The organism is Neisseria sp. Dent CA1/247, from assembly GCF_022870825.1.
GTDB lineage: Bacteria > Pseudomonadota > Gammaproteobacteria > Burkholderiales > Neisseriaceae > Neisseria > Neisseria zoodegmatis.
In genome coordinates, this window is record NZ_CP091522.1 from 1,711,061 (window position 1) to 1,735,466 (window position 24,406).

General features: G+C 54.3%; 24 protein-coding genes. 8 read left to right on the top strand and 16 right to left on the bottom strand.

Features of this window, described 5'->3' with window-relative positions; genetic code table 11:
• The first annotated feature begins 115 nt into the window (after positions 1-115).
• Together LVJ85_RS08480 and LVJ85_RS08485 are read left to right on the top strand one after the other, a co-directional pair.
• On the top strand, positions 116-1,840 hold the full coding sequence (locus LVJ85_RS08480; RefSeq protein ID WP_244738816.1) for a PhnD/SsuA/transferrin family substrate-binding protein: 1,725 nt from the start codon (positions 116-118) through the stop codon (positions 1,838-1,840).
• Positions 1,833-2,429 (top strand): response regulator transcription factor, encoded by a 597-nt coding sequence (locus tag LVJ85_RS08485; protein ID WP_244738817.1) that lies wholly within the window; start codon positions 1,833-1,835, stop codon positions 2,427-2,429. Before LVJ85_RS08480 ends, LVJ85_RS08485 begins: the two co-directional genes overlap by 8 nt.
• A gap of 210 nt (positions 2,430-2,639) precedes the next feature.
• On the opposite strand, the gene LVJ85_RS08490 is transcribed toward LVJ85_RS08485, so the two are convergent.
• From LVJ85_RS08490 to LVJ85_RS08505, 4 genes are all read right to left on the bottom strand, one after another.
• Complete coding sequence (locus LVJ85_RS08490; RefSeq protein ID WP_244738818.1) at positions 2,640-3,635, bottom strand: cytochrome d ubiquinol oxidase subunit II; 996 nt, start codon at positions 3,633-3,635, stop codon at positions 2,640-2,642.
• Complete coding sequence (locus tag LVJ85_RS08495) at positions 3,635-5,002, bottom strand: cytochrome ubiquinol oxidase subunit I (protein WP_244738820.1); 1,368 nt, start codon at positions 5,000-5,002, stop codon at positions 3,635-3,637. The genes LVJ85_RS08490 and LVJ85_RS08495 overlap by 1 nt, the downstream gene beginning before the upstream one ends.
• A 291-nt stretch (positions 5,003-5,293) precedes the next feature.
• Complete coding sequence (locus LVJ85_RS08500) at positions 5,294-5,539, bottom strand: hypothetical protein (RefSeq protein ID WP_244738821.1); 246 nt, start codon at positions 5,537-5,539, stop codon at positions 5,294-5,296.
• Positions 5,540-5,747: 208 nt separating this feature from the next.
• Positions 5,748-5,978 carry a hypothetical protein gene (locus tag LVJ85_RS08505; RefSeq protein ID WP_244738824.1) on the bottom strand — a complete coding sequence of 77 codons (231 nt, stop codon included), beginning with the start codon at positions 5,976-5,978 and terminating at the stop codon, positions 5,748-5,750.
• Positions 5,979-6,076: 98 nt separating this feature from the next.
• Between LVJ85_RS08505 and LVJ85_RS08510 the strand changes: the two genes are divergently transcribed.
• The gene (locus tag LVJ85_RS08510) at positions 6,077-6,310 is read left to right on the top strand and encodes a hypothetical protein (RefSeq protein WP_244738826.1); all 234 of its coding nucleotides are present in this window, start codon (positions 6,077-6,079) and stop codon (positions 6,308-6,310) included.
• A gap of 134 nt (positions 6,311-6,444) precedes the next feature.
• Here the strand turns inward: LVJ85_RS08510 and LVJ85_RS08515 are convergent, their stop codons facing one another.
• From LVJ85_RS08515 to mltG, 7 genes are all read right to left on the bottom strand, one after another.
• The gene (locus LVJ85_RS08515) at positions 6,445-7,629 is read right to left on the bottom strand and encodes an acetylornithine/succinyldiaminopimelate transaminase (protein ID WP_244738829.1); all 1,185 of its coding nucleotides are present in this window, start codon (positions 7,627-7,629) and stop codon (positions 6,445-6,447) included.
• A gap of 77 nt (positions 7,630-7,706) precedes the next feature.
• Positions 7,707-9,443: an exodeoxyribonuclease V subunit alpha gene (gene recD, locus LVJ85_RS08520; RefSeq protein WP_244738831.1), complete on the bottom strand. Its 1,737-nt coding sequence runs from the start codon at positions 9,441-9,443 to the stop codon at positions 7,707-7,709.
• Between the two features lie 148 nt (positions 9,444-9,591).
• Positions 9,592-10,086, bottom strand: a complete 495-nt coding sequence (tpx, locus tag LVJ85_RS08525) for a thiol peroxidase (protein WP_085363076.1) — start codon at positions 10,084-10,086, stop codon at positions 9,592-9,594.
• A gap of 33 nt (positions 10,087-10,119) precedes the next feature.
• Positions 10,120-10,725, bottom strand: a complete 606-nt coding sequence (locus tag LVJ85_RS08530) for a DUF4230 domain-containing protein (RefSeq protein WP_244743133.1) — start codon at positions 10,723-10,725, stop codon at positions 10,120-10,122.
• 287 nt (positions 10,726-11,012) lie between these two features.
• Complete coding sequence (locus tag LVJ85_RS08535) at positions 11,013-12,272, bottom strand: DUF2254 domain-containing protein (protein ID WP_244738833.1); 1,260 nt, start codon at positions 12,270-12,272, stop codon at positions 11,013-11,015.
• A gap of 132 nt (positions 12,273-12,404) precedes the next feature.
• Complete coding sequence (tmk, locus tag LVJ85_RS08540) at positions 12,405-13,031, bottom strand: dTMP kinase (protein WP_244738837.1); 627 nt, start codon at positions 13,029-13,031, stop codon at positions 12,405-12,407.
• 171 nt (positions 13,032-13,202) lie between these two features.
• The gene (gene mltG, locus LVJ85_RS08545; protein ID WP_244738840.1) at positions 13,203-14,198 is read right to left on the bottom strand and encodes an endolytic transglycosylase MltG; all 996 of its coding nucleotides are present in this window, start codon (positions 14,196-14,198) and stop codon (positions 13,203-13,205) included.
• 206 nt (positions 14,199-14,404) lie between these two features.
• On the opposite strand from mltG, the gene ampD reads away from it, so the two are divergent.
• From ampD to galU, 4 genes are all read left to right on the top strand, one after another.
• A complete protein-coding gene (gene ampD / locus LVJ85_RS08550) occupies positions 14,405-15,010 on the top strand; it encodes a 1,6-anhydro-N-acetylmuramyl-L-alanine amidase AmpD (RefSeq protein WP_244743135.1) in 606 nt (201 codons plus the stop codon).
• Between the two features lie 54 nt (positions 15,011-15,064).
• Entirely contained in the window at positions 15,065-16,333 is a 1,269-nt protein-coding gene (locus tag LVJ85_RS08555) for a cell division protein ZipA C-terminal FtsZ-binding domain-containing protein (RefSeq protein ID WP_244738842.1), read from the top strand.
• 220 nt (positions 16,334-16,553) lie between these two features.
• Positions 16,554-19,016, top strand: coding sequence for an NAD-dependent DNA ligase LigA (gene ligA / locus LVJ85_RS08560; protein WP_244738851.1), 2,463 nt, complete (start codon positions 16,554-16,556; stop codon positions 19,014-19,016).
• A 117-nt stretch (positions 19,017-19,133) separates the two neighbouring features.
• Complete coding sequence (gene galU, locus LVJ85_RS08565) at positions 19,134-20,006, top strand: UTP--glucose-1-phosphate uridylyltransferase GalU (protein ID WP_244738853.1); 873 nt, start codon at positions 19,134-19,136, stop codon at positions 20,004-20,006.
• 287 nt (positions 20,007-20,293) lie between these two features.
• Here galU and mobA read toward each other — a convergent pair whose 3' ends face one another.
• The 3 genes from mobA to LVJ85_RS08580 are packed head-to-tail and all read right to left on the bottom strand — an operon-like array spanning position 20,294 to position 21,596.
• Entirely contained in the window at positions 20,294-20,878 is a 585-nt protein-coding gene (mobA, locus tag LVJ85_RS08570; protein ID WP_115133154.1) for a molybdenum cofactor guanylyltransferase MobA, read from the bottom strand.
• 3 nt (positions 20,879-20,881) lie between these two features.
• Positions 20,882-21,343, bottom strand: coding sequence for a molybdenum cofactor biosynthesis protein MoaE (locus tag LVJ85_RS08575; protein ID WP_244738855.1), 462 nt, complete (start codon positions 21,341-21,343; stop codon positions 20,882-20,884).
• 4 nt (positions 21,344-21,347) lie between these two features.
• Positions 21,348-21,596: a MoaD/ThiS family protein gene (locus LVJ85_RS08580; RefSeq protein ID WP_115133152.1), complete on the bottom strand. Its 249-nt coding sequence runs from the start codon at positions 21,594-21,596 to the stop codon at positions 21,348-21,350.
• A 583-nt stretch (positions 21,597-22,179) separates the two neighbouring features.
• Between LVJ85_RS08580 and LVJ85_RS08585 the strand changes: the two genes are divergently transcribed.
• Positions 22,180-23,649 carry a DASS family sodium-coupled anion symporter gene (locus LVJ85_RS08585; RefSeq protein ID WP_244738856.1) on the top strand — a complete coding sequence of 490 codons (1,470 nt, stop codon included), beginning with the start codon at positions 22,180-22,182 and terminating at the stop codon, positions 23,647-23,649.
• A 155-nt stretch (positions 23,650-23,804) separates the two neighbouring features.
• Here LVJ85_RS08585 and LVJ85_RS08590 read toward each other — a convergent pair whose 3' ends face one another.
• Together LVJ85_RS08590 and LVJ85_RS08595 are read right to left on the bottom strand one after the other, a co-directional pair.
• On the bottom strand, positions 23,805-23,975 hold the full coding sequence (locus tag LVJ85_RS08590) for a hypothetical protein (protein WP_244738858.1): 171 nt from the start codon (positions 23,973-23,975) through the stop codon (positions 23,805-23,807).
• Positions 23,936-24,340 carry a transposase gene (locus LVJ85_RS08595; RefSeq protein WP_244738864.1) on the bottom strand — a complete coding sequence of 135 codons (405 nt, stop codon included), beginning with the start codon at positions 24,338-24,340 and terminating at the stop codon, positions 23,936-23,938. The genes LVJ85_RS08590 and LVJ85_RS08595 overlap by 40 nt, the downstream gene beginning before the upstream one ends.
• Positions 24,341-24,406: the final 66 nt, after the last annotated feature.

Below are 24,406 nucleotides of genomic sequence, written 5' to 3' on the forward strand. Positions count from 1 at the left end.
GAATATTTATTTGTGCTTGAGCACATTGTCGTACCACCGGCCGTGGCGGCTCTATTGTGGAAAACCACATAAAGCAGCCATATTTGACCTAACGCAATAAAACATAGGGATATCTATGATCATTCGGCTGTTTTTTTGCATCACCGCACTGTTTTGCGCCACCGTTTCGGCGAAAACATGGTATGTCGGCGTCTTGGCGCCGCAGGGTGCGGAAGCGGCGCGCAGCCAATGGCAGCCGTGGCTGGATTGGCTGGGCAAGAAGCAGGAAGGCGAGCAGTTTGTGCTCGTTCCTTTAAGTTTGAACAATTGGCAGAAAGAGCTGTCTTCGCAGCGGATTGATTTCGCGCTGGGGCCGCAGGCGCAGTTTGTTTCGCTGCCCGATACGCAGGGCTGGCGTTGGCTGGCGACGGCGCGTTTCCCCAGCGGGCATAAGCCGAAAGCGGCCGAACAAGTGGCCAGCACGATTTGGGTGCGCGCCGATTCGGGCTTGGGCAGCGAAACCGACTTGCGCGGATTAACCGTTGCCGCCGTTGACGTTCAGGCGTTCGGCGGGTTTATGTTGGCCGAATCGGCTTTATTGGAAAAAGGATTGCGCTCGGGGCGGGATTATCAGGTTGTGTTTACCGGCTATCCGGTGGAGCAGACCTTAACCGCCCTGCAAAACCAAGAAGTCGATGCCGCCATCACGCCTTTGTGCCTGATGGAAGAATGGCGCGTGCAGCAAGGTCTGCCCGAAAGCAGCTTCAAACCGCTGCACGTTCACAGCGTCGTCAACAACTGCATCTCCGGCACGCCTGTTTTCCCGCATTGGGTGCTGGCCGCCCTGCCCTCCGTGCCGGAGCAAACCGCCTCGCGCATCGCCGCATCCTTGATGGGCAGCACCGCCGCAGCCGGCATGCCGTCGTGGTCTCCGCCGGTTTCGTTTGTGGAGGCAGAACAAGTGTTGGCGAGTTTAGGGCGGCATCCCCTGCATCCCAACTGGCAGATGCAATGGAAAAACTGGCTGTATGAAAACACGATACTTGTCGGCGCCGTTGCGCTGATGCTGGTGATTTCCCTCATCAACTACGGCTGGATGGGCTGGCTGGCGTACCGCCGCCGCAAAAAGCTCGAACAAGCCTACCGCCAATTATTAGAGCGCGACCGCCTGCTGGCACACGCCGACCGCATGAACATCGCCGGCGAAATGGCGGCCGGTCTCGCGCACGAACTCAACCAGCCGATGGCCGCCATCCATTACTACGCCGAAGCCTGCCTGCAATTATTGGAAGCCGGCAAACAGCCCGAATCCATACGCAAAGCCCTGCACAACATCATCCAAACCACCGAGCGCGGCAGCCACATCATCCGCAATTTGCGGCAATGGAGCAAAACGCCCGAACACGTTTATACCGACGCGCGCATAGAAGACATTCTGCAACACTGCGCCGACTGGCTGGCCTGCCAAAAACACGCCCCGCAGCTGCATTGGCAAAACCACAGCGGCTTGTCTTCCATCCGCACCGTTGCCGGCATTGTCGAACAAGTTTTGATGAACTGCCTGCTCAACTGCCAGCAGCAACAAGCCAAGCGGATCGACATCACCGTTTTCAGACGGCCTGAATCCGAAGAGCTGGTGATCCGTATTGAAGACGATGCCGGCGGCTTCAACCAAGACATCTTGGCCCAACCTTTTATCCCTTTCCGCAGCACCAAATCAGACGGCTTGGGTTTAGGCTTAGTCATTTGCGACCGCCTGCTGCGCGGCATCGGCGGCAGCATTACCTTAGCCAACCGCTCCGACGACACTGCCGGCGCCCGAATCGAAATCTCTTTACCCGAAAGGAACACCGATGCCTGAACTCGATATCCACGTTGTCGATAACGACGCAGCCGTGCTGGACGCATGCGGTTTTCTGCTCGAAAGTTTGGACTACCGCCCCACACTCTGGAGCGACCCCAGAGTATTCCTCGAGCAAGCCGAGCCGGATAAACCGGGCATCGTACTCACCGACTGGAACATGCCGTGGCTCAACGGTCAGCAGCTTCAACAAGCCTTAATCCAACGCGAAAGCCCCTTAGCCCTCATCGTGATGACCGCTTTCGGCGACGTGCCGCTGGCAGTCGATATGCTGCAACAAGGCGCGGTGGACTTTTTAGAAAAACCCGTTTCCCTCCACCGTCTCCAAAGCGCCTTAAACGCCGCCACCAAGCAAACGCTCGACAACTACGCCCAATGGCAAAGCAAACAACGCTTCAAACTCTTGAGCGCAAAAGAACAAGCCATCGCCTCGTATCTCGTAAAAGGCTATACCAACAAACACATGGCCGACGAATTAAACGTCGCCGTGCGAACCATCGAAGTCCACCGCGCCAACCTGATGCAGAAAATGCAGGCCGACAGCTTGGCCGACCTGCTGCGCCAATTGATGCTGCTGGGTATTGAATAAATAGCTGAGACCTTTGCAAACCCCCATCTGCGGCGCATTTCTGCGTTGTGCGCTGCCCGCTCGTTTGCCTATCTGTATGATATGTCTGCACTCGCTGCGCTGCTACGCCTTGAACTGCATCCACATCTGAGGGTTTGCAAAGGTCTCAGCTTGAATAAGCAAGAGGCCGTCTGAAAACTTTTCAGACGGCCTCAATACCGTTGGCTAGGCTTAACCGTAAGTAAGGTGTGTCGCCTTACCTCTAAACGCCCAGTAAGCAAAGATGCTGTACGCAATAATCAACGGCACGGTCACGCACACACCGATCAGCGTTACCACTAAGGTAGGCGTGCTGGCGGCGGCTTCCCACACGGTAAGCTGTCCGATCACAGCATAAGGATAGAGGCTGATGCCCAAACCTACGGCGCACAACACCAGCGCGCCAATCACCAATGCAAACGGCTGCCAAATGCGGTGGTGCAAAATACGTTCGCTTTGCAGCAGCAGTTTGGCGCGCAGCAGGCAGAACGCACTCAGAAGCGGCACGGGAGCGAGCCAAAGCATATTGGGCAGAGTAAACCACCGCTCGAAAATGCTGTGGCGGATATACGGCGTGGCCAGCGAAATCAGCAGCAGACAGCCCACCACCGGCCACCATGCCTGATTCGCCCAACGGCGGGCTTTATGCTGCAAGTCGCCTTCGGTTTTCGCCACCAGCCAGCAGGCGGCGAGCAAAACATACACGGCGGGCACGGTAGCCATGATGCCGAGTGAAAACAAGTAATCGGATACGCCGGTGCCGAACGCGGTAATGTAACGCCCCAGCATCCAGCCTTGGGTTAACGCCATGCCTGCGGAGCCGAGCATAAAGGCGATGTTCCACAATTCTTTATGATTATCGTCGGCCTTCACGCGGAAATCGAACGCCGCACCGCGCACGATCAGGGCGAACAGCATAAAAGTAGCAGGCAGATAAAGATTGCCCAACACGATGGTATTGGCTTTGGGGAAGGCGATAAACAGCACACCCGCGCCCAGTACCAACCACGTTTCATTGGCATCCCAAAACGGACCGATGGAGCCGACCATGATGTTTTGCTCGTCGGCTTTCGCACGCGGCAGCAACATGCCCACGCCCAAATCGAAGCCGTCCAACACCACATACACGGTCATCACGAAGCCGAGCAATCCTAAAAAGACCAAAGGCAGCCAGTAATTCCAGTCCATTATTTTTCCTCCGCATTCAGACGGCCTGCCGTATTCAAGCGGCCTTTGGAGCTGATTTCGTGTTCGGGATGTTCCGCCATATATTTCAACACCATCAGATAAGAAAGCAGCATGGCGGCGTAAAGAACGAGATACATTACCAGCGTTAAACCGACATCGCCGGCGGGCACGATTTTGGTAACGGCTTCGGCAGTCGGCAACACATCCTGCACCAAAAACGGTTGGCGGCCGATTTCGGTAACGTACCAACCCGCCAGCGTTGCCGCCCAACCGATAAACGTCATACCGGCAAAAGTGTACAGCAGCCAGCGCGGCAAGGTGTGCGGCTGCCAACGGTGCTTGCGCAGGCGGTACCAGCCGTACCAACTTACCAAAAGCATCAGCATGCCGATGCCGACCATGATGCGGAAAGCAAAAAACACGGGCGCAACCGGCGGCTTGTGTTCAAACTCGCTCAAACCTTTGATTTCGCCGTCGATACTGTGCGTGAGAATCAGCGAGCCGAGGTAAGGCACTTTGACTGCATAATCGGTTTGCTGCGTTTTTTCGTTCGGCCAGCCGATCAGGGTAAGCGGCACGTTTTTCTCGGTATGCCACACGCCTTCGATTGCCGCCAGTTTGGCGGGCTGGTGTTCTTTAGTATTCAAACCGTGCGCGTCGCCCGCGAAGATTTGCAGCACGATGGCGACGGCGGCGGTAGTCAAGCCGGTTTTCATCACATTGGCGGTGGCGGAGTTGGCCGATTTTTTCAGAATCTGCCAAGCGGAAAGGCCGACCACCAAAAACGATGCCGTCAACACCGAAGCCAGCATCATGTGGACGAAACGGTAAGGGAAAGAAGGATTAAAAACCACTTGCAGCCAATCAGCCACATGGATGATGCCGTCTGAATCCACCCAATGCCCTTGCGGCGTCTGCATCCACGAATTCAACGCCAAAATCCAGAAAGCCGAAATACTGGTGCCGACGGCGACGATAGTCGAAGCAATCATGTGCACGCGCTGGCTCACGCGCTCGCGCCCGAACAGCATGATGCCGAGAAAACCGGCCTCCAAAAAGAAAGCCGTCAGCACTTCGTAGCCCAGCAGCGGCCCGGCCACATTGCCCGCCCGCTCCATAAAGCCCGGCCAGTTGGTGCCGAACTGAAAACTCATGGTTACGCCCGACACCACGCCCATCGCAAAGGTTACGGCGAAAACCTTAGTCCAAAAACGGTAAGCCTGAAGCCAGCCGTCGTTACCCGTTTTACCTGCTTTGTAGCGGAAATAAACCACAAACCAAGACAAGGCGATGGTAATCACGGGGAAAAGAATATGAAAACTGATGTTGACCGCAAATTGAATGCGGCTGAGGATTAAAGCGTCCATTGGATTTTCCTGTTTTGATGTGCGTCTGCAGTGCGTCTTATTTGCGCCCGCAATATTTTTATCGCCGTGCGGTCTGGCTGTGTGCCGGTTTGCTTATACCAAACCGCTTTTTCGCGCCGGCTCCGTGCAGGATTATAGTCCTCAAAACGGCATCTTGATTCAAATCAAAAGTAAAGATCGAAAAAACGCCCTGCCGAATGCGGTTTGATTAAACCCAAATGCGTGCAAACACTTGTACACAGGCCGTCTGAAAAATTTTTCAGACGGCCTGACAACGATTGGTTAAGCGGTTTAACGGCGATCGTCATCATCTCGGTCGTCGTCGCGGTCTCTACGGCGATCGTCATCGCGGTCGTCATCTCCGTCGCTGTGGCCGTCGTCATCACGATAATCTCCGTCGCGCCGGTCGTCTCTGTCGCGCTCAAACCGTTGGCCTCTGTCGCGGCGGTCGGAATCATCGTCGCCATCACCGCCGCACGCTCCCAAAGCAAATACGGCAGTCAGGCACACCAACCACAGTTTTTTGCTGTATTTCATCTTTTTTCCTTTCTCTCGGCATCTAGATGCCGACGTTGAACACCTGTGTTTTTGTTGTTTGATACATTTCAGACGGCCATGATACACACCAACCCGCCACCATGCCCAACCGCACAAGCCGCCGTTTGATTGCGCATAATTGCGCATATTAAGTGGCAAAGAAAAACGGCCGCCGTGTAGGCAGCCGTTTTCCCTTGCAGTGCCGGCCTTATTGGGCAGCGGGAGCCGAAGCGTTTGCGGCGGGACGCTCAAAACCTTTCTCTTTCATGCACGCATCAAATGCAGCTTGATCTTGAGTAGCACCAACTGTTTTTTGGCATTCCTGCATGGCCTGTTCAACAGTCAGGTTGGCTTCGGGAGCCGCAGTTTTTTCTTTGTTGCTTGAACAAGCGGTCAACATCAAACCGGCCATTACTGCGGTGATCCATAATTTATTCATAAAAATACTTCCTTTCTACATCGACAGTTTGTTTTCTGTTTTGGTTTCAACCGACCGGGAAGGGAGCCGGACGGCCATATCGGGCATTAAAGCCGCTTATGCAGATTGAACCGCACTGGGTAATGAGAGTGGAGAGGCCGGGTTTAGTTTCTAAAAAATCGCAAGACAATGCTAAAAATATCATAGAATTTACAATTGAAATTAACGCTTTAGCGTTTTTCACCTGCCGCAATGCCCATATCATTACAATTTATTTATACACACTTAGCCCGTTTATCGCACAATTAATCCGCCTGTTTTATGACTTGGGATTAGTTCTGACATCAAGGTAAAAAATTGTGCAAAAAACAAACTTTATCTTTTTAACCGTTTTCTATACTGTTTCATAAGTTATATTTACAATTCAGCAAAACAAAAATAAGCCGTCTGAAAAATTTCAGACGGCCTCTCGGTAAATGCAAAGAAACTATGCCGGCAACCAAGCCCGCACAGCTGCTTTTAGGCGCACCAAGCCTTCTTGTCTGTCTTCATCGTCCAACAACAAACTCGGTGCCAAGCGAACCACATTGCCGCCCGCCACTAAAATCATCAAACCGTGCTTGAGTGCTTCCTGCATCAATTCGCCCGCCCTGCCTGCGTATTCGTCTGCCAGCACGCAGCCGATCAGCAGTCCGATACCGCGCACGTCTTTAAATACGCCGGTTTCTTTGCCCAAAGCCGCCAATTCCGCTTGCAGCAATTCGCCGCTGCGCACGACGTGTTGCAGCGTTTTCGGGTCATTAATCAGGTCGAAAGCGCGGCTTCCTACGGCGCAGGCAAGCGGGTTGCCGCCGAAAGTCGAGCCGTGCGTGCCGGGGCCGAAGCTGGGGGCAACGGCATCGGTGGTCAGCATCGCGCCGATGGGGAAACCGCTGCCGAGTGCTTTGGCACTGGTCAAAATATCGGGGCAGACGCCGTAATGCTCGTAGGCAAACAGTTTGCCCGTACGCCCCATGCCGGTCTGCACTTCATCAAAAACCAACAGCGCATTGTGCTTGTCGCAGGCTTGGCGGGCGGCTTGCAGAAAAGCGGCTTCGGCAGGCAATACGCCGCTTTCGCCCTGAACCGGCTCGATAATCACGGCGCAGGTTTTGTCGGAAACAGCAGCGGCCAAAGCTTCGGCGTCGTTAAACGGCACATGCGCAATCGCGGGCGGCAGCGGTGCAAAATCCTGACTGTATTTGGGTTGGCCGCCTACCGATACGGTAAACAGGGTGCGTCCGTGAAAAGCGTTGACACAGGCGATGATTTCGTTTTTTTCCACGCCGAAATGGTCGCGGGCGTATTTTCGCGCCAATTTCAACGCCGCTTCATTGGCTTCCGCGCCGGAATTGCAGAAAAACACTTTATCGGCAAAGGTGTGTTCGGTCAGCTTTTTGGCAAGCTCTTGCGCCGCTTCGGTGGTGTAGATATTGGAGATGTGCCACAGCTTGGCAGCCTGTTCGTGCAAAGCTTCAATCAACGCGGGATGGCAATGCCCCAGAGCGTTAACGGCAATCCCGCCAGCCAAGTCGATGTATTCCCGCCCTTCGATGTCCCACACGCGGCTGCCGGATGCGTGGTCGGGGATGACGGGGGCGAAGGAAAAATTGGGAGTCAGATAATTTTGCATGATGTTCTCTCGGGATTCATTATGGTATTCAGACGGCCTGAGGCTGTTCGGTTAAGCCGCACATTGTAATCATAAATTCAGTCTGCGAGGAAACCGTTGCTCCGTATCATTTCGCGCAAAGCACTGCGGCGGCGTTCATTGAGCGTACAGGCCGTCTGAAAAACCTCTTTGCCGCCCCAAAACACAAAACGCTCGCGGGCGCGTGTAACGGCGGTATATAACAAAGCTTTGTTCAAACCGTGCGCATTGCCCGCTTCGGCCTGCCTCGGCGGCAACAGCCACACTTCGCGATACTCCGAACCCTGGCTTTTATGCACGGTCATGGCAAAAGCGGTTTCATGCACGGGCAGGCGGCTGAGGGCGATTTTGCGGTAACTGCCCGCCACGGGAAAATAAGCCGCCAGCACATCTGGCTGTTCGTCGTCGGGCAAAATCAGGCCGATGTCGCCGTTAAACACGTCCAGCGCATAATCGTTGCGCGACACCATCACCACCTGCCCCGCAAACCACGGCGCATCCGCACGGGCGCGTCCGTGGCGTTGCAGGCAGCGGCGGTATTCTTCGTTAAACGCCTGCGCGTCATCACGCCTCGCCGCCAGCACCACCGCATCACCCTGATGCTGAAATGCCGCCGCCACATCGCCCGCGTCCACCGCTTGCCAATAGCGCTGCTGGCAACGGTAAAGCTCTTCCGCCTGCTGCTTGCCGCTGCCCGCCCTCACTTCGAGCACGTCGGGGAAACGGGCAAACTGCGCCCACGCTTCGTCGGCATTTTCGGCCGCCACCGCCCGCGCCAAACAGCCGATACCGCTGTTGTCGCCGAAGCGGTGGCTCACCTGCAAACGCGCCACGTTTTCCGCCAACAGCGGCGCGTGTTCCGCCATCGTAAAACCATGTTGCGGCAACATCGCTTCCAATTCTTGCGTCGTTTCGGCAGTCAGCACCGTTTTCTGAGCCAGCTCCGACAAAACCGCACCGGCGCCCACCGAAGGCAGCTGGTTTTCATCGCCCAACAGCACCACACGGCAGCCCGACGGCACCGCCTGCAAAAGCTGCAACAGCAACGCGATATCGAGCATAGACGCTTCGTCGATAATCAAAATATCCAGCGGCAAGGGCTGCTCGCGATCAAACAGCGGCAACATCTGCGGCGGACGCAGTTTCAGCAAGCGGTGCACGGTCTGCCCTTCCAGTTGCAGCAGATGGTTGCGCACCGCGTCGGGCAAATCGAATGTAGCCAACGCCTTATGCAAAGCCCGCGCCATGTGTGCCGCCGCTTTGCCCGTAGGCGCGGCCAACGCAATGCGCGGCAGCTTACCCGCATGGCCGCACAGCAAACCGAGCAGTTTCGCCACCGTCGTGGTTTTACCCGTACCCGGCCCGCCGCTGATCAGCATAAAAGGTTTCAGCAAAGCCAATGCCGCCGCATCACGCTGGCCGTTGCTGCCTTCCAAACCGAACCAAGCCTCCAAATTCCGCCCTGCCTGCAACCAGTCCACCGGCGGCACGGCAGCACCGGCCAAACGCACAATCTCCGCAGCCAAATCGCGCTCGAGCTGCCATATCCGCCCCAGAAAAAGCTTTCTGCCCGCTAAAATCAACGGCGTATCACCGCTGCTGCCCACCACCGATTGCGCCCGCTGCAAAGAGCGCGCTTCGTGTTCTTCCAGCCAAATATACGCATGCCCTTCCTGTAAAGCGGCAAACAGCTTGGATACATAAGGCTCCACCACCTCCGCCTCTTCGGGCGCATGGCGTCTGAGCATGGCCACCGCCGCATCGGCAGCCGCTTGGTTCAAATCATCGTAAGACATGGAAGACACCGTTGTTTTCAATCGGAAAGCTAAAACAAGCAAGAAGGCATTTGAAACATCTTGCTCGAAAGAGAGGTATTCTACAAAGAATCAAGGCCGTCTGAAAAATATCTTTTCAGACGGCCTCATCAAGCATCGGCAGCTTACATTACAACACCGCCAAAGCAGCTTCGTAGTTCGGCTCTTGAGCGATTTCACTTACCAACTCGCTGTGCAGCACTTGGTTGTTTTCGTCCAATACCACTACCGAACGGGCGGTCAAACCTTTCAGTGCGCCGCTTTCCAAAGCCACGCCGTAATCTTTGGCGAAGCCGCTGCGGAATGTGGACAACATCGCCACGTTATCAATGCCTTCCGCGCCGCAGAAGCGTTTTTGGGCAAAAGGCAGATCGGCAGAAACGCACAACACTACGGTGTTGTCCAAACCGGCGGCTTTTTCGTTAAACGTGCGTACCGATTGGGCGCACACGCCGGTGTCCACGCTCGGAAAAATGTTCAAAATCTTGCGCTTACCGGCGTAATCGGCCAGCGTTTTTTCCGACAAATCAACGGCAGTCAGTTGGAAATCGGGCGCGGCTTGGCCTTTTTGCGGGAAAGCGCCGCCCACTTCAACGGGGTTGCCTTGCAGGGTTACTTGAGCCATAACATCTCCTTAATCATCAAATCGTCAAACAGTTTATGCCTTGCACGGCGGCAAGGCGGCGGGGTAAATCGATACGTTGGTTTGTGTGAGGGCAAACAGCGTTTCCAGCTGCCGTTGCGCCTGCGCTTGTGCATGCGCCAGTATATCGGCTTTGCAGGCGCTTTCCAGCACTTGTTTTTTGGCCTGTGCCTGCACTTCTTGAAACACGCTCTTATCTATCGGATGCAGGCCGAGCGAGCCGGTTTTGATGTCGTACACTTCGATATTGTCCAAGCCGACGCTCAGAATCTCCACGGGTGGCAGGCTGATAATCACTTTATCGTCCACCACATTCACATTCTCTGCCTTGAGTTTGTTTAAATCCAAACCCGCCAGCACCCTGCCCTGCGCGATAAAGAGACCGGTTTGCGAATCCTGCCACAAAGCATACCAATTGCCTTTTTTCTCGGTTTTGATAATGGTATCAATATGAAAGGCCGTACTTTCCAAGCGGTTCAGGTCTTGGATTTGCGTCAACACGCTTTCGCGCGTGAGCACTTGACGGGATTCTTGAGGCCGGTTTTGCCAGAAATACCATGCGGCAACACCCGCGGCGGCCAGCAGCAACACAGTCAGTATCAAACGGAAAAATGCTTTCATATCTCGAAGTTTCAATAAACGTAGCTGCAACAATATGATGCGCTTCACGCAAATTTCAATAGCCGGCCGTGTTTTTGCATCGGTGCGGCGTTTGATGCGGGCGGGCATTTTCTCTGCCCACATCTAAAAAGATGTATTTGCTAAAACGGTATTTGCTTCAACATAGTTTTATTGTTTTCATTAAGACTAAGTAAAGACAAAGGCCGTCTGAAAACGGGCTTGGCGGGTTTCGCTAAAACACATTTTCAGACGGCCTCAAGGTTCGGCTTGCTTTCTATACACGAATCTTAAGCAGTCAACTTCTTACCAAACAAAGCTTCATGCTTGGCGCGCAACTCTTCCGCATCCGGCTCGAAAGACATTTCGCTCAACGCGCGTTGCAAAGATCTCTCAGCCACTCTTGCCGCGGCTTGCGACACACCGGCTTCGGGAGCATTGCGCCAAATGCCGGCCAGCACTTTCTGCATCACGATGCCGACTTCCAAAATACCGGCGCCGTCGCGTGCGATGGGGTAAAACGCTTCTTCCACCCATTTGCCGGTTTCTTCGGGTTTAATCGACAAACGGTCGTATTTGCCCGCTTTATCGCCCGGTTCGTTTTCAGGCGGCTGCTCGGTCAAAATACGCATCATGCCCGTCATCACATTAATAGCCGTGCCCGGATCGTTCACCGCCGGAGACAAAGCCCGTTGCGCCACTTCGCTCAACACCACAAAGCCCCAGCTCGGGTCGAAATCATAGCCGCGCGCGCCGCCGAACACGAAGCATTTCAGCAAATCTTCACTTTCCACTTCGCCGCCTTCCACCAACATCAGCGGCGTATCGTGGCCGACCAATTCGCCCGGGCGCACCAAAATATGAATGCGCACATCGGCACTTTCGGCGCGGTTTTGCAGCGTGGACATATCAATATGGGTGAGATAGCCGCTGAAGCCTGCCTTAACCATGCGGGCATGGTGGCTGCACGAGCCGCGCCAACCGGCGCCCATGTTCGGGTCGGCACGGTATTTTTCCAATGAATCTTCAGCCGCCTTCATGATTTTATTCACGGTGTGCGCCATGCCGCCCAATTGCGAAATGGTATGCACCCAGCGGATGAGGGTCACAATCAGATATACCAACACCAGCACGGTACTTACAAAGAGTACAAAACGCCCGTTCTGCCCGTAAAACTCCATGCCCAAAGCGGTTTTGGCGATGATGGCGTAGATGAAGGCGGAAATAAAGCTGGCAATCGCCGTGCGCGTGTTGTCGTCGCTCATCACCAGCTCGGTGGCGCGCGGCGTGGCACCGTTGGCAGCCGACGAGAAGGCCGACACCATAATCGACAATGAAAACGTACTCACCGCCAGCATACTGGAGGCAATCACTTCCAGCAGGCTTTCAAGGGTGGCCAAGCTGATTTGCGGGAAAATCCCCGCGGGCAGCCAAATAGTGGCCAAACGTGCGCCGAATGCAAACAAAACGGCCACCAGCGCCCACAAAGCAGGCGTTACCCACAGCCTGTTGCTCGGCTTTTTAAATGCCAGAATCCAGCGGTACATCATGATGGTTATTGTCCTTTTATCTTGTGTTTATCTTAATGGTTAAAGTGTGTGCTGCATCCAAACAAACCGTCTGTTCTCTGTCGGAATGGCGGTTGTTGTTTGGTTAAAACGGCAAGAGGCCGTCTGAAAAACTTATCCGTGTGCAGAGAAATGGCGGTCGAGCACGGCTTCGATGCCGCTTTTCACGTCTTCGGGGCTTCTGCTGCTGTCGATAACGGCATAACGCTCAGGCGCAGCGGCGGCGCGGCTCAAATAAACCTCGCGCACGCGGTTAAAAAACGCCGCTTCTTCCTGCTCGAAACGGTCTTTTTCGCGGCTTCTGCCGATACGCTGCATCGACACCTCCAAAGGCACGTCGAGCAGAATCGTCAAATCCGGCCGCAAACTGCCCTGCACCCAGTTTTCCAGCACGGCGATTTTTTCCAGCGGCACCCCGCGCCCGCCGCCCTGATAAGCGAATGTGGCATCGGTAAAGCGGTCTGAAACCACATTCACGCCGCGTTCGAGCGCAGGCAGAATCACGTCTTCAATATGCTGGCAGCGCGCGGCAAACATCAGCAGCGTTTCGGTATGCAGGCCGGCTTGGGTGGACGGGTTGAGCAGAATCTCCCGCAAAGCCTCGCCCACCGGCGTGCCGCCCGGTTCGCGCGTAAACAAAACCGGCAGCTTGCGGCGTTCAAACCAATCTTTAATCACGGCGAGATTGGTGGATTTACCCGCACCGTCGATGCCGTCGAGAGTAATGAATTGTGCTTGCATACAAAGCTTTCAGATAATTTCAGACGGCCTCTGCGGAACAGTTCCATCAAGGCCGTCTGAAAACACATTACGGTAAAACGCAGCATTATAACGCTAAGGCCGTCTGAAAGCTGTTTTAGCGAAACCCGCCAAGCCCGCTTTCAGACGGCCCCGTGTCAAGATGCGCCCGCATCAACGCTTGAGAATATATTTGCGTACCGCAGCGTTATGCTCGTCTAAAGTATGGCTGAACTGGCTCAAACCCGTGCCGTCCATTTTCGATACGAAATACAGATATTTTTCCTGAGAAGGATGGGCAGCGGCTTCCAACGCGGCCTTGCCCGGCAAAGCAATCGGCGTCGGTGTCAAACCGGCGCGGGTGTAGGTGTTGTAAGGCGTGTCGCGTTGCAGGTCGGCTTTGCGGATGCGCCCGTTATACGCGCTGCCCATGCCGTAAATCACCGAAGGATCGGTTTGCAGGCGCATACCGATGGCGATGCGGTTGGCAAACACGGCGGAAACGTGGCGGCGGTCGGCTTCGTGGCCGGTTTCCTTCTCAATTAAGCTGGCCATAATCAGCAGTTCATAAGGATTCTGATACGGCAGCCCGCTTTGGCGCTCATCCCACGCCGCCTGCAGATTGCGCTGCATCATGCGGTAGGCGGTTTTATAAATTTGAAGGTCGCTGCTGCCCGCGTCGATTTCGTAGCTGTCGGGGAAAAATAGCCCTTCCGGGTTGTCGCTCAACGGGTTGGGATCAATGGTTTTCAGCAGCTTTTCATTACTCCAGCCGCGGGTTTCATGCTCGATGTCGGCGGTGTTGTTGATGATGTTGCGCATTTGCGAGAAACGCATACCTTCTACAATCCGCACGGTTACCGAATCGGGGCGGCCGCCGCGCAGCTTTTGCAGAATCTGCCAGGCAGACACTTTTTTAGGCAGGCGGTAAGTACCTGTGTGCAAACGGTTATGCACGCCGAGCAGATACGCCGTACCCAACACCACATGGCGGTTGTAAATCACACCGTCGTCGGCCAGCTTGCGACCCACCGAAGCCATGCCTTGGTTTTTTTCCACTTTGACGCGGTAGCCTTTACCGTTGTCTTTCGGCACAAACAACAAAGCCGACCACGCGGCAACCAATACAATAAAAAGACCGGCAAGCCATTTAAACAATTTTTTCAACATGGTAGGATTCGTCCTATCGAAATTCGGCGACAGTATAAAACGTAAAAGCCGCCGCGAGTGGTAATTCCTGTAAATTTTAAATTATCGCCCAAGCCCCGGAGCGGCCGTTGATTTTCCGACAAAAGGCCGTCTGAACAAACCAACCGTTTTCAGACGGCCTCCCTATATAAAGGCCGTCTGAACAGCCCCTGCAAAGAAACCCGATGATGGAAAACAACTGGCAACAAGGCTGGTGGCAGCCTGCACGGCGAATCGATTCGCCCAACTTCTCGCCCCGCCCCGACAACGAAACCGTTTCACTGGTCGTCGTGCACAACATCTCGCTGCCCCCGTTCGAATACGGCAACGGCGCGGTGGAGCAATTATTCACCAACCGCATCAACCCCGACGCACATCCGTTTTTCAGCGTTATCCACCGGCTGCGCGTTTCCAGCCACTTTTTCATCAGCCGCACCGGCGAAACCGTACAATTCGTTTCCTGCGACGACATGGCCTACCACGCCGGCGCGTCGTCTTTCCGCGGGCGCGAAAAATGCAATACCTTTTCCATCGGCATCGAAATGGAAGGCTGTGATTTCGAACCGTTTACCGAAGCCCAATACCAATCTCTCAACCGGCTTCTGCAAGCGCTCCGCAGCCGCTATCCCATCGAAGCCGTTACCGGTCATCAGGATATTGCACCAGACAGAAAAAGTGACCCCGGTCATTTTTTCAATTGGGCTAAAATACATGAAAGCGGCATAAACATCGTCCGCACAGAAAATAATCCGCAGTTTCAGACGGCCTCAAGCTGTAATGAAGCACAAATTTAGCTATAATCCCGGCATAATGCACCGTTCAACCCATCAACACAGGTTTTCAGACTTATGAATGAAACAATCCTGATCATTATCGTTTTAGCCCTTGTCATCATCCTTGGTGTCATCGCCTACAACATGTATCAAGAAAACCAATACCGCCAGCAGGTACGCCGCCAGTTCGGCCATTCCGATAAAGACGCCCTGCTCGGCAGCAAAACCGACTTCGTGCGCGACGGCAAATCGCAAGACCAAACCGGCGTGCCTCTGCGCCCCGTCCGCCAAAAAGACATTTCCGAACCCGCTTTGCAGCCCAAAGACGACTTATTCGCCGCCAAAGTTTCCGAAGCCGCCGCGAAAAAGCCCGATGTGGAAATCGAATTTGAAGACGATTTCAAAGAAAGCGTGATCGAACCGGAAACCCAAGAAGCCGAAGCCGCCTACGATTTCAAACGCGTTGCCGCGCCCGTTTACTCACAAACCAAACTCCACGGCAAACGCAAACTGCTGCTCGACCTGCACGACCTCACCAAACTCGAACTGCCGTGGTTTGACCCGCGCTTCGACTACATGGCCTACATTTCCCTGAGCGAACCGCAAGAGTTGCACGCCATTCCCCGCTTGTCGAACCGCCACCGCTTCCAAATCGCCGGCTGCACCATGGACGACCGTTTCCAAATCGCCGAGCCGATTCCCAGCGTTTACTACCAAGGCTTCATCATCGGCCTGCAATCCGTCAGCCGCAGCGGTTTGGCCACCACCCAAGAGTTGGAACAATTCGGCGAGCAAGTAAACCAGTTTGCCGAAAAAATGAACGGCGGCCTACTGCTGACCGACGTAGAGACCTTCCTCAATGTTGCCCGCCCGCTCGACGAACTGTGCGCCCGCGTCGACCAAACCATCGCCATGCACCTCGTTTCACGCGGCACCGTAAGCGGCGTGGAATTGCGTTCTGCCGTCGAACAGCTCGGCTTCGAATTGGGCGTGGACGGCGCATTCCACTTCCCCGACGACAAAGGCGAACCGCTGTTTACCATCGTTACCCTCGACAACTCGCCCTTCACCTCCAGCCTGCTCGACAGCCAAGCCTACCGCGGCTTCAGCATGTTGTTCGACATTACCCATGTGCCTGCGGGCGAAAAACAGTTCAACCGCTTTATGGATTTGGCCGTAAAACTTTCCAGCACCTTAGGCTTGGATTTGGTCAACGACAAACTGGAAGAACTCTCCACCCAATGGCTGAAAGACGTCCGCAGCTATGTGCTGGCGCGTCAGGACGAAATGAAAAAAGTCGGCATCGAGCCGAGCGGACAATTGGCACAACGCCTGTTCTCTTAATCTGCGCAACAGCAGCGCAAACCATCATCAAAGGCCGTCTGAAAACTTTTCAGACGGCCTTTTTTATTTGCCGAAACATGCCTATATCAAGAAGGGGCATGGCAGACAGCCCCTTTTTCTATACAATACGGCCTATCTGTTTCAGACGGCCTTCAGCATCTATTCACGAAAACCAGAGGCCGTCTGAAAAACCACTTACCTTTTTCAGACGGCCTCATCCATGAACGACACCGCACGCCGCATTCAAGAACTCACCGAACAGCTCAACCGCTACGCCTACGAATACTACACCCTCGACGCGCCGACCGTGCCCGATGCCGAGTACGACCGGCTCTTCCGCGAACTCGAAGCCCTCGAAGCCGCCCACCCCGATTTGCGCCTACCCGAAAGCCCCACCCAGCGCGTCGGCGGCATGCCTTTAGACGGCTTTGAAAGCGTGCGCCACGAGGTGCCGATGTTGTCGCTGAACAATGCTTTTTCGCCGCAAGATGAAAACGGCGCCTTCGACCATGCCGAAATGCTGGCGTTTGACGAGCGCGTGCGCGGCGGATTATCGGGCATTCAACCCGAATACGTTATCGAGCCCAAATTCGACGGCCTCGCCATCAGCCTGCTCTACCGAAACGGCGTGCTGGTTCAGGCGGCCACGCGCGGCGACGGCACCACCGGCGAAGACGTTACCCAAAACGTGAAAACCATTGCCAATATCCCGCTGAAACTGCACGGCGACAACCTGCCTTCGCTGCTTGAAGTGCGCGGCGAAGTGCTGATGCTCAAAGCCGATTTTGCCGCCTTAAACGAGATGCAGGCAGCCACCAATCAAAAACTGTTTGCCAACCCGCGCAATGCTGCGGCGGGCAGCCTGCGCCAACTCGATTCGCGCATCACAGCCAAACGCCGTCTGCATTTTTTCGCTTACGGCATCGCCCGCATCGAAGGCGGCGCACGTTTGGAAGCGCATATTCAGGAGCTGGTTTATTTGTCGGAACTCGGTTTCGGCCTGCCGCACGGACAATTCGGCGTTTTCCCGAATATCGCCGAAATACTGGCATTTTACGAACACATGTCGCACAAACGCCCCGAACTGCCGTATGAAATCGACGGCATGGTGGTAAAAGTGAACAGCTTGACACAGCAGGAAACTTTGGGTTTCGTTTCCCGCGCGCCGCGCTGGGCCATCGCGCACAAATTCCCCGCCGAAGAAGCCTTAACCGTGGTCGAGGCGATTGACGTGCAGGTCGGCCGCACCGGTGCCGTTACCCCCGTCGCCCGCTTGCAGCCGGTGTTTGTCGGCGGCGTTACCGTAACCAACGCCACGCTGCACAACGAAGGCGAAACGCAGCGCAAAGACGTGCGCGTGGGCGATACCGTAGTAGTGCGCCGCGCGGGAGACGTGATTCCCGAAGTGGTGCGCGTGGTGTTTGAACGCCGCCCGATGCAAAACTTTACTGAAACTATTGCCGAAACCGTTTCAGACGGCCTGCAAAAAGATTTATTTGCCGAACCAGTTAGGCCGTCTGAAAACGTACAAAACGAACAAATACCGCTTTACCCCCAATACCGCCTGCCCGAACGCTGCCCGATCTGCGCCAGCGAAATCGAACGCGAAGAAGGCGAAGCCGTGGCCCGTTGCAGCGGCGGCATGCTGTGTCAGGCGCAGCGCGCGCAAGGGCTGATTCATTTTGCTTCGCGCAAAGCGATGGACATCGAGGGCTTGGGCCAGCGGCAGATCGAGCAGTTGGTCGCCCAAAATCTGGTGCAGCATTTCGCCGACCTCTACCGTTTGGACGTGCCGACTTTGCAGTTGATGAAAGAAAACACCGATAAGGAACAGGCTGCGGACACTGGCAGCACGGTTTCAGACGGCCTCAAAACAACAGCGAAAAAACAGTCGCCGACCAAATGGGCGGAAAACATCCTCGCCGGCATCGAAGCCAGCAAACAGCCGGAACTCGCCCGTTTTCTGTTCGCCCTCGGCATCCGCCACGTCGGCGAGCGCACGGCCAAAGTGCTGGCGCAGGCGTTTGGCACGCTGGAAAAAGTACGCCGTGCACCCGAACCGGTGCTGGCCTGCCTGCCCGACATCGGTGCTGTCGTCGCCCGTTCCATCGCCCATTTCTTCGCCCAAGAAGAACAGCAAGCCATGATAGACGAGCTGCTTGCCGTCGGCGTTATCCCGAAAGATCAGGCCGTTACCCTGCCGCTGGCGCAATATGTCGAACCGCAAAAATGGCTCAGCCGCCTGCCCGGTTTCAAAATCAGCGAAACTAAAGCCGCCGCCTTGTGGGATTTGGCCGGCAAAAGCATAAACGGCCTGCTGCACGACCAAGCCCTGAACAGCGATTGGCAAAGCTGGCGCAGCCAGCCCGAAAACACAGCCTTGTTATCTGTTATGAAAGCGTTTTTAGAACATATGCCGTCTGAAAACGAACCAACTGTTTCAGACGGCCTCAATCAAGCCGTTGCCGGTAAAACGTTCGTACTCACCGGCACGCTGCCGACGCTGAAACGCGACGAAGCGCAAGCCATGATTGAAGCGGCGGGCGGGAAAGTGTCCGGCAGCGTATCGAAAAAAACCGATTATGTGGTTGCGGGCGAAGCGGCGGGCAGCAAACTGGAAAAAGCCCAGGCGTTGGGGGTGGCGGTGTTGGATGAAGCGCAGTTGATGACTTTATTGGCTTGAGGATAAAACCGCATTAATGATGAAGGCGGTACAAAATTTATCGCTTAAATTTGGAACTTATTTCAAACTTTATTATTAAAAACTTGTCGTATTGCCAAGCACATTTAAGGAGACATAATGAAACCGATTAAAAAAGCCGTATTCCCCGTTGCCGGTATGGGCACCCGCTTTCTGCCGGCTACCAAAGCCAGCCCGAAAGAAATGCTGCCGATCGTCGACAAACCGCTGATCCAATATGCCGTAGAAGAAGCCGTGGCCGCAGGCTGTACCGAAATGGTGTTCGTTACCGGCCGCAACAAACGCAGCATCGAAGACCACTTCGATAAAGCCTACGAATTGGAAACGGAACTCGAGCAGCGCAACAAAGAAAAGCTGCTTGCCCACGTTAAAGACATTCTGCCGCCGAACATTACCTGCCTGTATATCCGCCAAGCCGAAGCATTGGGTTTGGGACACGCCGTACTGTGTGCCAAAGCCGCCGTCGGCGACAACCCGTTTGCCGTGATTCTGGCCGACGACTTGATCGACGCACCGCAAGGCGCGTTGAAGCAGATGGTGGATATCTACAACCAAACCGGCAACAGCGTTTTGGGCGTAGAAACCGTCGACCCGTCGCAAACCGGTTCATACGGCATTGTTGAAATCGAAAATCTGAAAAACTACAAGCGCATCACCAATATCGTTGAGAAACCGAAACCCGAAGAAGCACCTTCCAATCTGGCCGTGGTCGGACGCTACATTCTCACGCCGCGTATTTTCGACCTGCTCACCAACCTGCCGCGCGGCGCAGGCAATGAAATCCAACTTACCGACGGCATCGCCCGCCTGCTGGATCACGAGTTTGTGCTGGCACATGCTTTTGAAGGCACGCGCTACGATTGCGGCAGCAAAATCGGTTATCTGGAAGCCACCCTCGCCTACGGTTTGAAACACCCCGAAACCGGCGACGCTTTCCGCGAGGTGCTGAAGCAGTACGCAGAAAAGCTCTAAGTGCCAAGATGATGGTTTAATACCCAACAACTTGCATCACATAAATAAAGGGCCGTCTGAAAATTCAGACGGCCCTGCGTTTTCCCGATAGTTCATTACATTGAGGTACTTACACTTTTCCCAACATTTCCATGTCGAACCGTGATTTGCAGCGGCATCATTGATACAAACCAACGGCTAAAGCACTTGTAAGGCCCCAACTCAGCCTGCTAGGCCTGTTTTCCCATCGTATCTGCCATTATTCGAATAGCTAGCTTTCAGACGGCCTCAAGCTGTTTACACAACATCTAACAAGGCACGGCTGCCATGTCTTGCGGCGAATTGTAATTAACAAACGCCTCTTCCAGCGGAAACGTTACAGGCAAAGCATGCTCCTGCTCCAGCCAGCCGCGCATGGTACGCAAACCCGTTTGCAGATAAGCCGGCGTACTTTGAAGCGTTTGCGGCCGTACAAACATCACGCTGTAATGCTGTTTCATAGGCGTTTCAGCATAAAACGCGTGGGTTGAAAAAGACTTTCCCGCCGTTTGAAGAAAACGCTCCACCAAATCGGGCGGCAACCTCAGCGTATCGCACGGCACAATCAGCAACCAATCCGCTTTGGCAAACTGGATATCGCTGGCTGCCGTTCCCAAAGCCGCCAGCGGCCCCAAACCCTGCCATTGGCGCGCGTCGGCAAACACATGCGGCGTACGCTGGGCGTATTCCTCGATATTGCGGTTTGCGCTAATGGCAATATTGTCGACTTGCGGCCTGAGGGCATCTATCACATGATCGACAAAGGCTTTCCCTTGACACATCATCAGACCTTTGTCTTTCCCGCCCATGCGCCGGCCCTCTCCACCGGCCATAATCAATGCACTTACCGTCATTGTTTATTTCTCCCATTGAGACACTGCCTCCGCATCGCTTTGTTTGGCCTCTACCCAACGCTCAAGGCCGTCTGAAAAAGTTTCCTTCTTCCAAAACGGTGCTTCGGTTTTCAAGTAGTCCATAATAAACTCAGCAGCCGCAAATGCCGCCTTGCGGTGTTCCGATGCCGTCAGCACCAAAACAATCTGGTCATCGGCCGACAAACTGCCGACGCGGTGAACCACCGTACACGCACTCAACGGCCAGCGCTGCGATGCCGTCTGAACGATACGGGCGATTTCGTTTTCGGTAACTTCAGGATAATGCTCTAAAAACAGATGCGCCAAAGGCGTTTCGGTATCGCGGTCGCGTACTAAACCCACAAAGCCCGCGACCGCACCGGTGTTGGCTCCCTTTTCCAACAACGCATCGTATTCGCTTTGCAGGTTGAAATCTTCGGTCTGAACCCTGATTACTGCCTTCATATCGTCAGCCCCCTGTTACCGGAGGCAGCAGCCCCACTTCCGCACCGTCGGGAATCTCCTCTTCCCAAGTGCTGATTTTCTTATTGATTACCAAGCGGAACACCCTGCCCTCGGCCAGCGCGCGCTCCCAATCACTGCCGCGGGCCCGCAGCATCTCAAGCAAATCACGCCCGCTTCCTCCCGGCCACGCCACAGACTCACGGGCAGTATTCAAATCCTGCTTCAGCACGCCGAAATATAAAATCGTAATCATAAGCACAGAACCGTTTGAAACCCATCAAATACACGCCGCCCGCAAGAGCCTCTCCGGCCGCCCTGCCGCAAGCCTGCCGTGTATTACATAAAGTTTCAGTTTGTTAAGATAAATACACTTTTTTATAAGTGTGATTTTACACGAAACAGAACAAGCTTCCAGTAAATCCGCTCGATTAAAGTTTAACTTTGGCATATTTAACACACTGAAAAATTTTATTTTTTCTCGCAAACCGCCATACTGTTTTTATGCTTGATATAGGTCAAACAACCGGTTTTTATCGGTTGATAAAAACGCCAAAACAAGTATTTTCTTACCCCCTTTTTTAGCAAAACTTTTATTGAAAAAGCGGCAGCATAAAACCGTATTCCTACCCTAATTTTTTTCAGCGCCCTCCAAGCCCTAAATATAGCGAACTATGCGAACGGCTTTTGATCTCAAACAAATCATCGGCTAAAGAGACGAGGCCGTCTGAAAGCCGCGGTTCTTTTCAGACGGCCTTTTCGGTAGAATAAATAAGCATTTTTATCTCAACACCATATTCACATTATGCTTCCCGTTTAAACACAAAAAGGATACCGATATGGACAACAAACTCGGCTTCAAACCGATACCCGCTGCCATTGCAGTAGGTTTGGCCTTATTGATTTGGTTCGTGATTCCCGTACCCGAGGGCGTAACGCCCCAAGCATGGCATCTGCTGGCGATGTTTGTCGGCGTGATTGCCGCCATTATCGGCAAGGCCATGCCGATCGGCGCACTTTCGATGGTGGCGATTATGCTGGTGGCCGTTACCGGCGTTACTGCCGAAAAGCCCGCCGATGCCATTAAAGATGCCTTGAGCAGTTTTGCCAGCCCTCTGATTTGGCTGATCGGCGTATCCATCATGATTTCGCGCGGCATCCTGAAAACCGGCTTGGGCGCGCGTATCGGTTATCTGTTTATTTCCCTGTTCGGCAAAAAAACCTTGGGCATCGGTTACAGCTTGGCCTTGTCGGAGCTGCTGCTCGCCCCCGTTACGCCGAGCAACACCGCACGCGGCGGCGGCATCATCCACCCCGTGATGAAAGCGATTGCCTCCAGCTACGATTCCGACCCTGAAAAAGGCACGCAAGGCCGCATCGGTAAATATCTGGCACTGGTGAACTACCACAGCAATCCCATCAGCTCCGCCATGTTTATCACCGCCACCGCGCCTAATCCGCTGGTGGTCGATATCGTTGCCAAAGCCACCAACTCCGACATTCACCTCACTTGGGGCACTTGGGCGCTGGCCATGCTGCTGCCCGGCTTGGCCGCCATGTTTTTGATGCCGTTGGTGCTCTATTTCATCTATCCGCCCGAAATCAAAGAAACGCCGAACGCCGCCCAGTTTGCCAAAGAACGGCTGAAAGAATTGGGTAAAATGAACCGCGGCGAAAAAATCATGCTGGGCATTTTCGCGCTGCTGCTGATCTTGTGGGCGGGCGTGCCCGCCATGCTGTTCGGCAGCGGTTGGAAAGTCGATGCCACCACCACTGCCTTTATCGGCCTTTCCCTGCTGTTACTTTCCGGCGTGCTTTCTTGGGACGACATTCTCAAAGAAAAAAGTGCGTGGGACACCGTAACTTGGTTCGCCGCACTCGTGATGATGGCCACCTTCTTGAATAAACTCGGCCTGATCGCATGGTTTTCCGGCGTATTGGAAAGCAGCATCGAACATCTCGGCTTGGGTTGGGTGGGCGCTTCTACTCTACTGTTGCTGGCCTATATGTATGCGCACTATATGTTTGCCAGCACCACCGCCCACATAACCGCCATGCTCGGCGCTTTCTACGCCGCCGGTATCGCCTTGGGCGCACCGCCCATGCTGTTCGCCCTGTTGATGGCGGCCGCCTCCAGTATCATGATGACGCTTACCCACTACGCCACCGGCACGTCGCCCGTGATTTTCGGCTCGGGCTACACCACACTCAGCGAGTGGTGGAAAGCCGGCTTCGTGATGAGCGTCGTCAACCTGCTGGTATTCATTTTTATCGGCGGCGTTTGGTGGAAAGTTTTAGGTTATTGGTAATATAGCGTCTATGTTAATGAGGCCGTCTGAAATTTCAGACGGCCTTAATGTAGGGCGGGCATCCCTGCCCGCCGTTCCCCCGTGCGGACTTGTTGCTACCTTGAGCTTTTCTACTCTGCTAACCAAACGGCGGGCAGGGATGCCCGCCCTACGGCTTAATCGTGATATAAATTTTGAATTTCAGACGGCATATTGCCACCCCAAGCCGCATCGAATAAGCCCGAAGCCACATCCTGATGAAACGAAGAATAAGGCCAGTTGCACACTTGCTCGGCATAGCCATGCTTCACAGGGTTGTAATAAATATAATGAATATGGTTTTCCAAATCCCGTTCGTTTCGGATGGCATGTTCCCAAAACGGCTTTGCCAAATCCCGCTTTCCCGCTTATTGGATTGGGCCGTATTGGGCGAACGGATTTCTTCGGGCAACCGTTTGCTGAAGTTGATTTTCAGATTTTGAATGCGCCGCGAAAAATCACGGTCATGTTCGGGCAAGCGCATAATGCAATGGAAGTGGTCGGGCAAAATGCAGATGGCCGCGGTTTCAAACGGCAAATGGCGCAGCGTTTCACGGTAGGCCGCCCGAAATTCGTCGATATAGCGGATAAGATAATCCTTTGAACGGTCGTTCAGATTCACCGTGAAAAAATACATACCGCCCGGCACATAATGGCGGCGGAAATTGGGCATGACGTTTTCCTTTTTTTGTGTTTTGTTTATCGGTTCTTACCATTTCGTAGGGCGGGCATCCCTGCC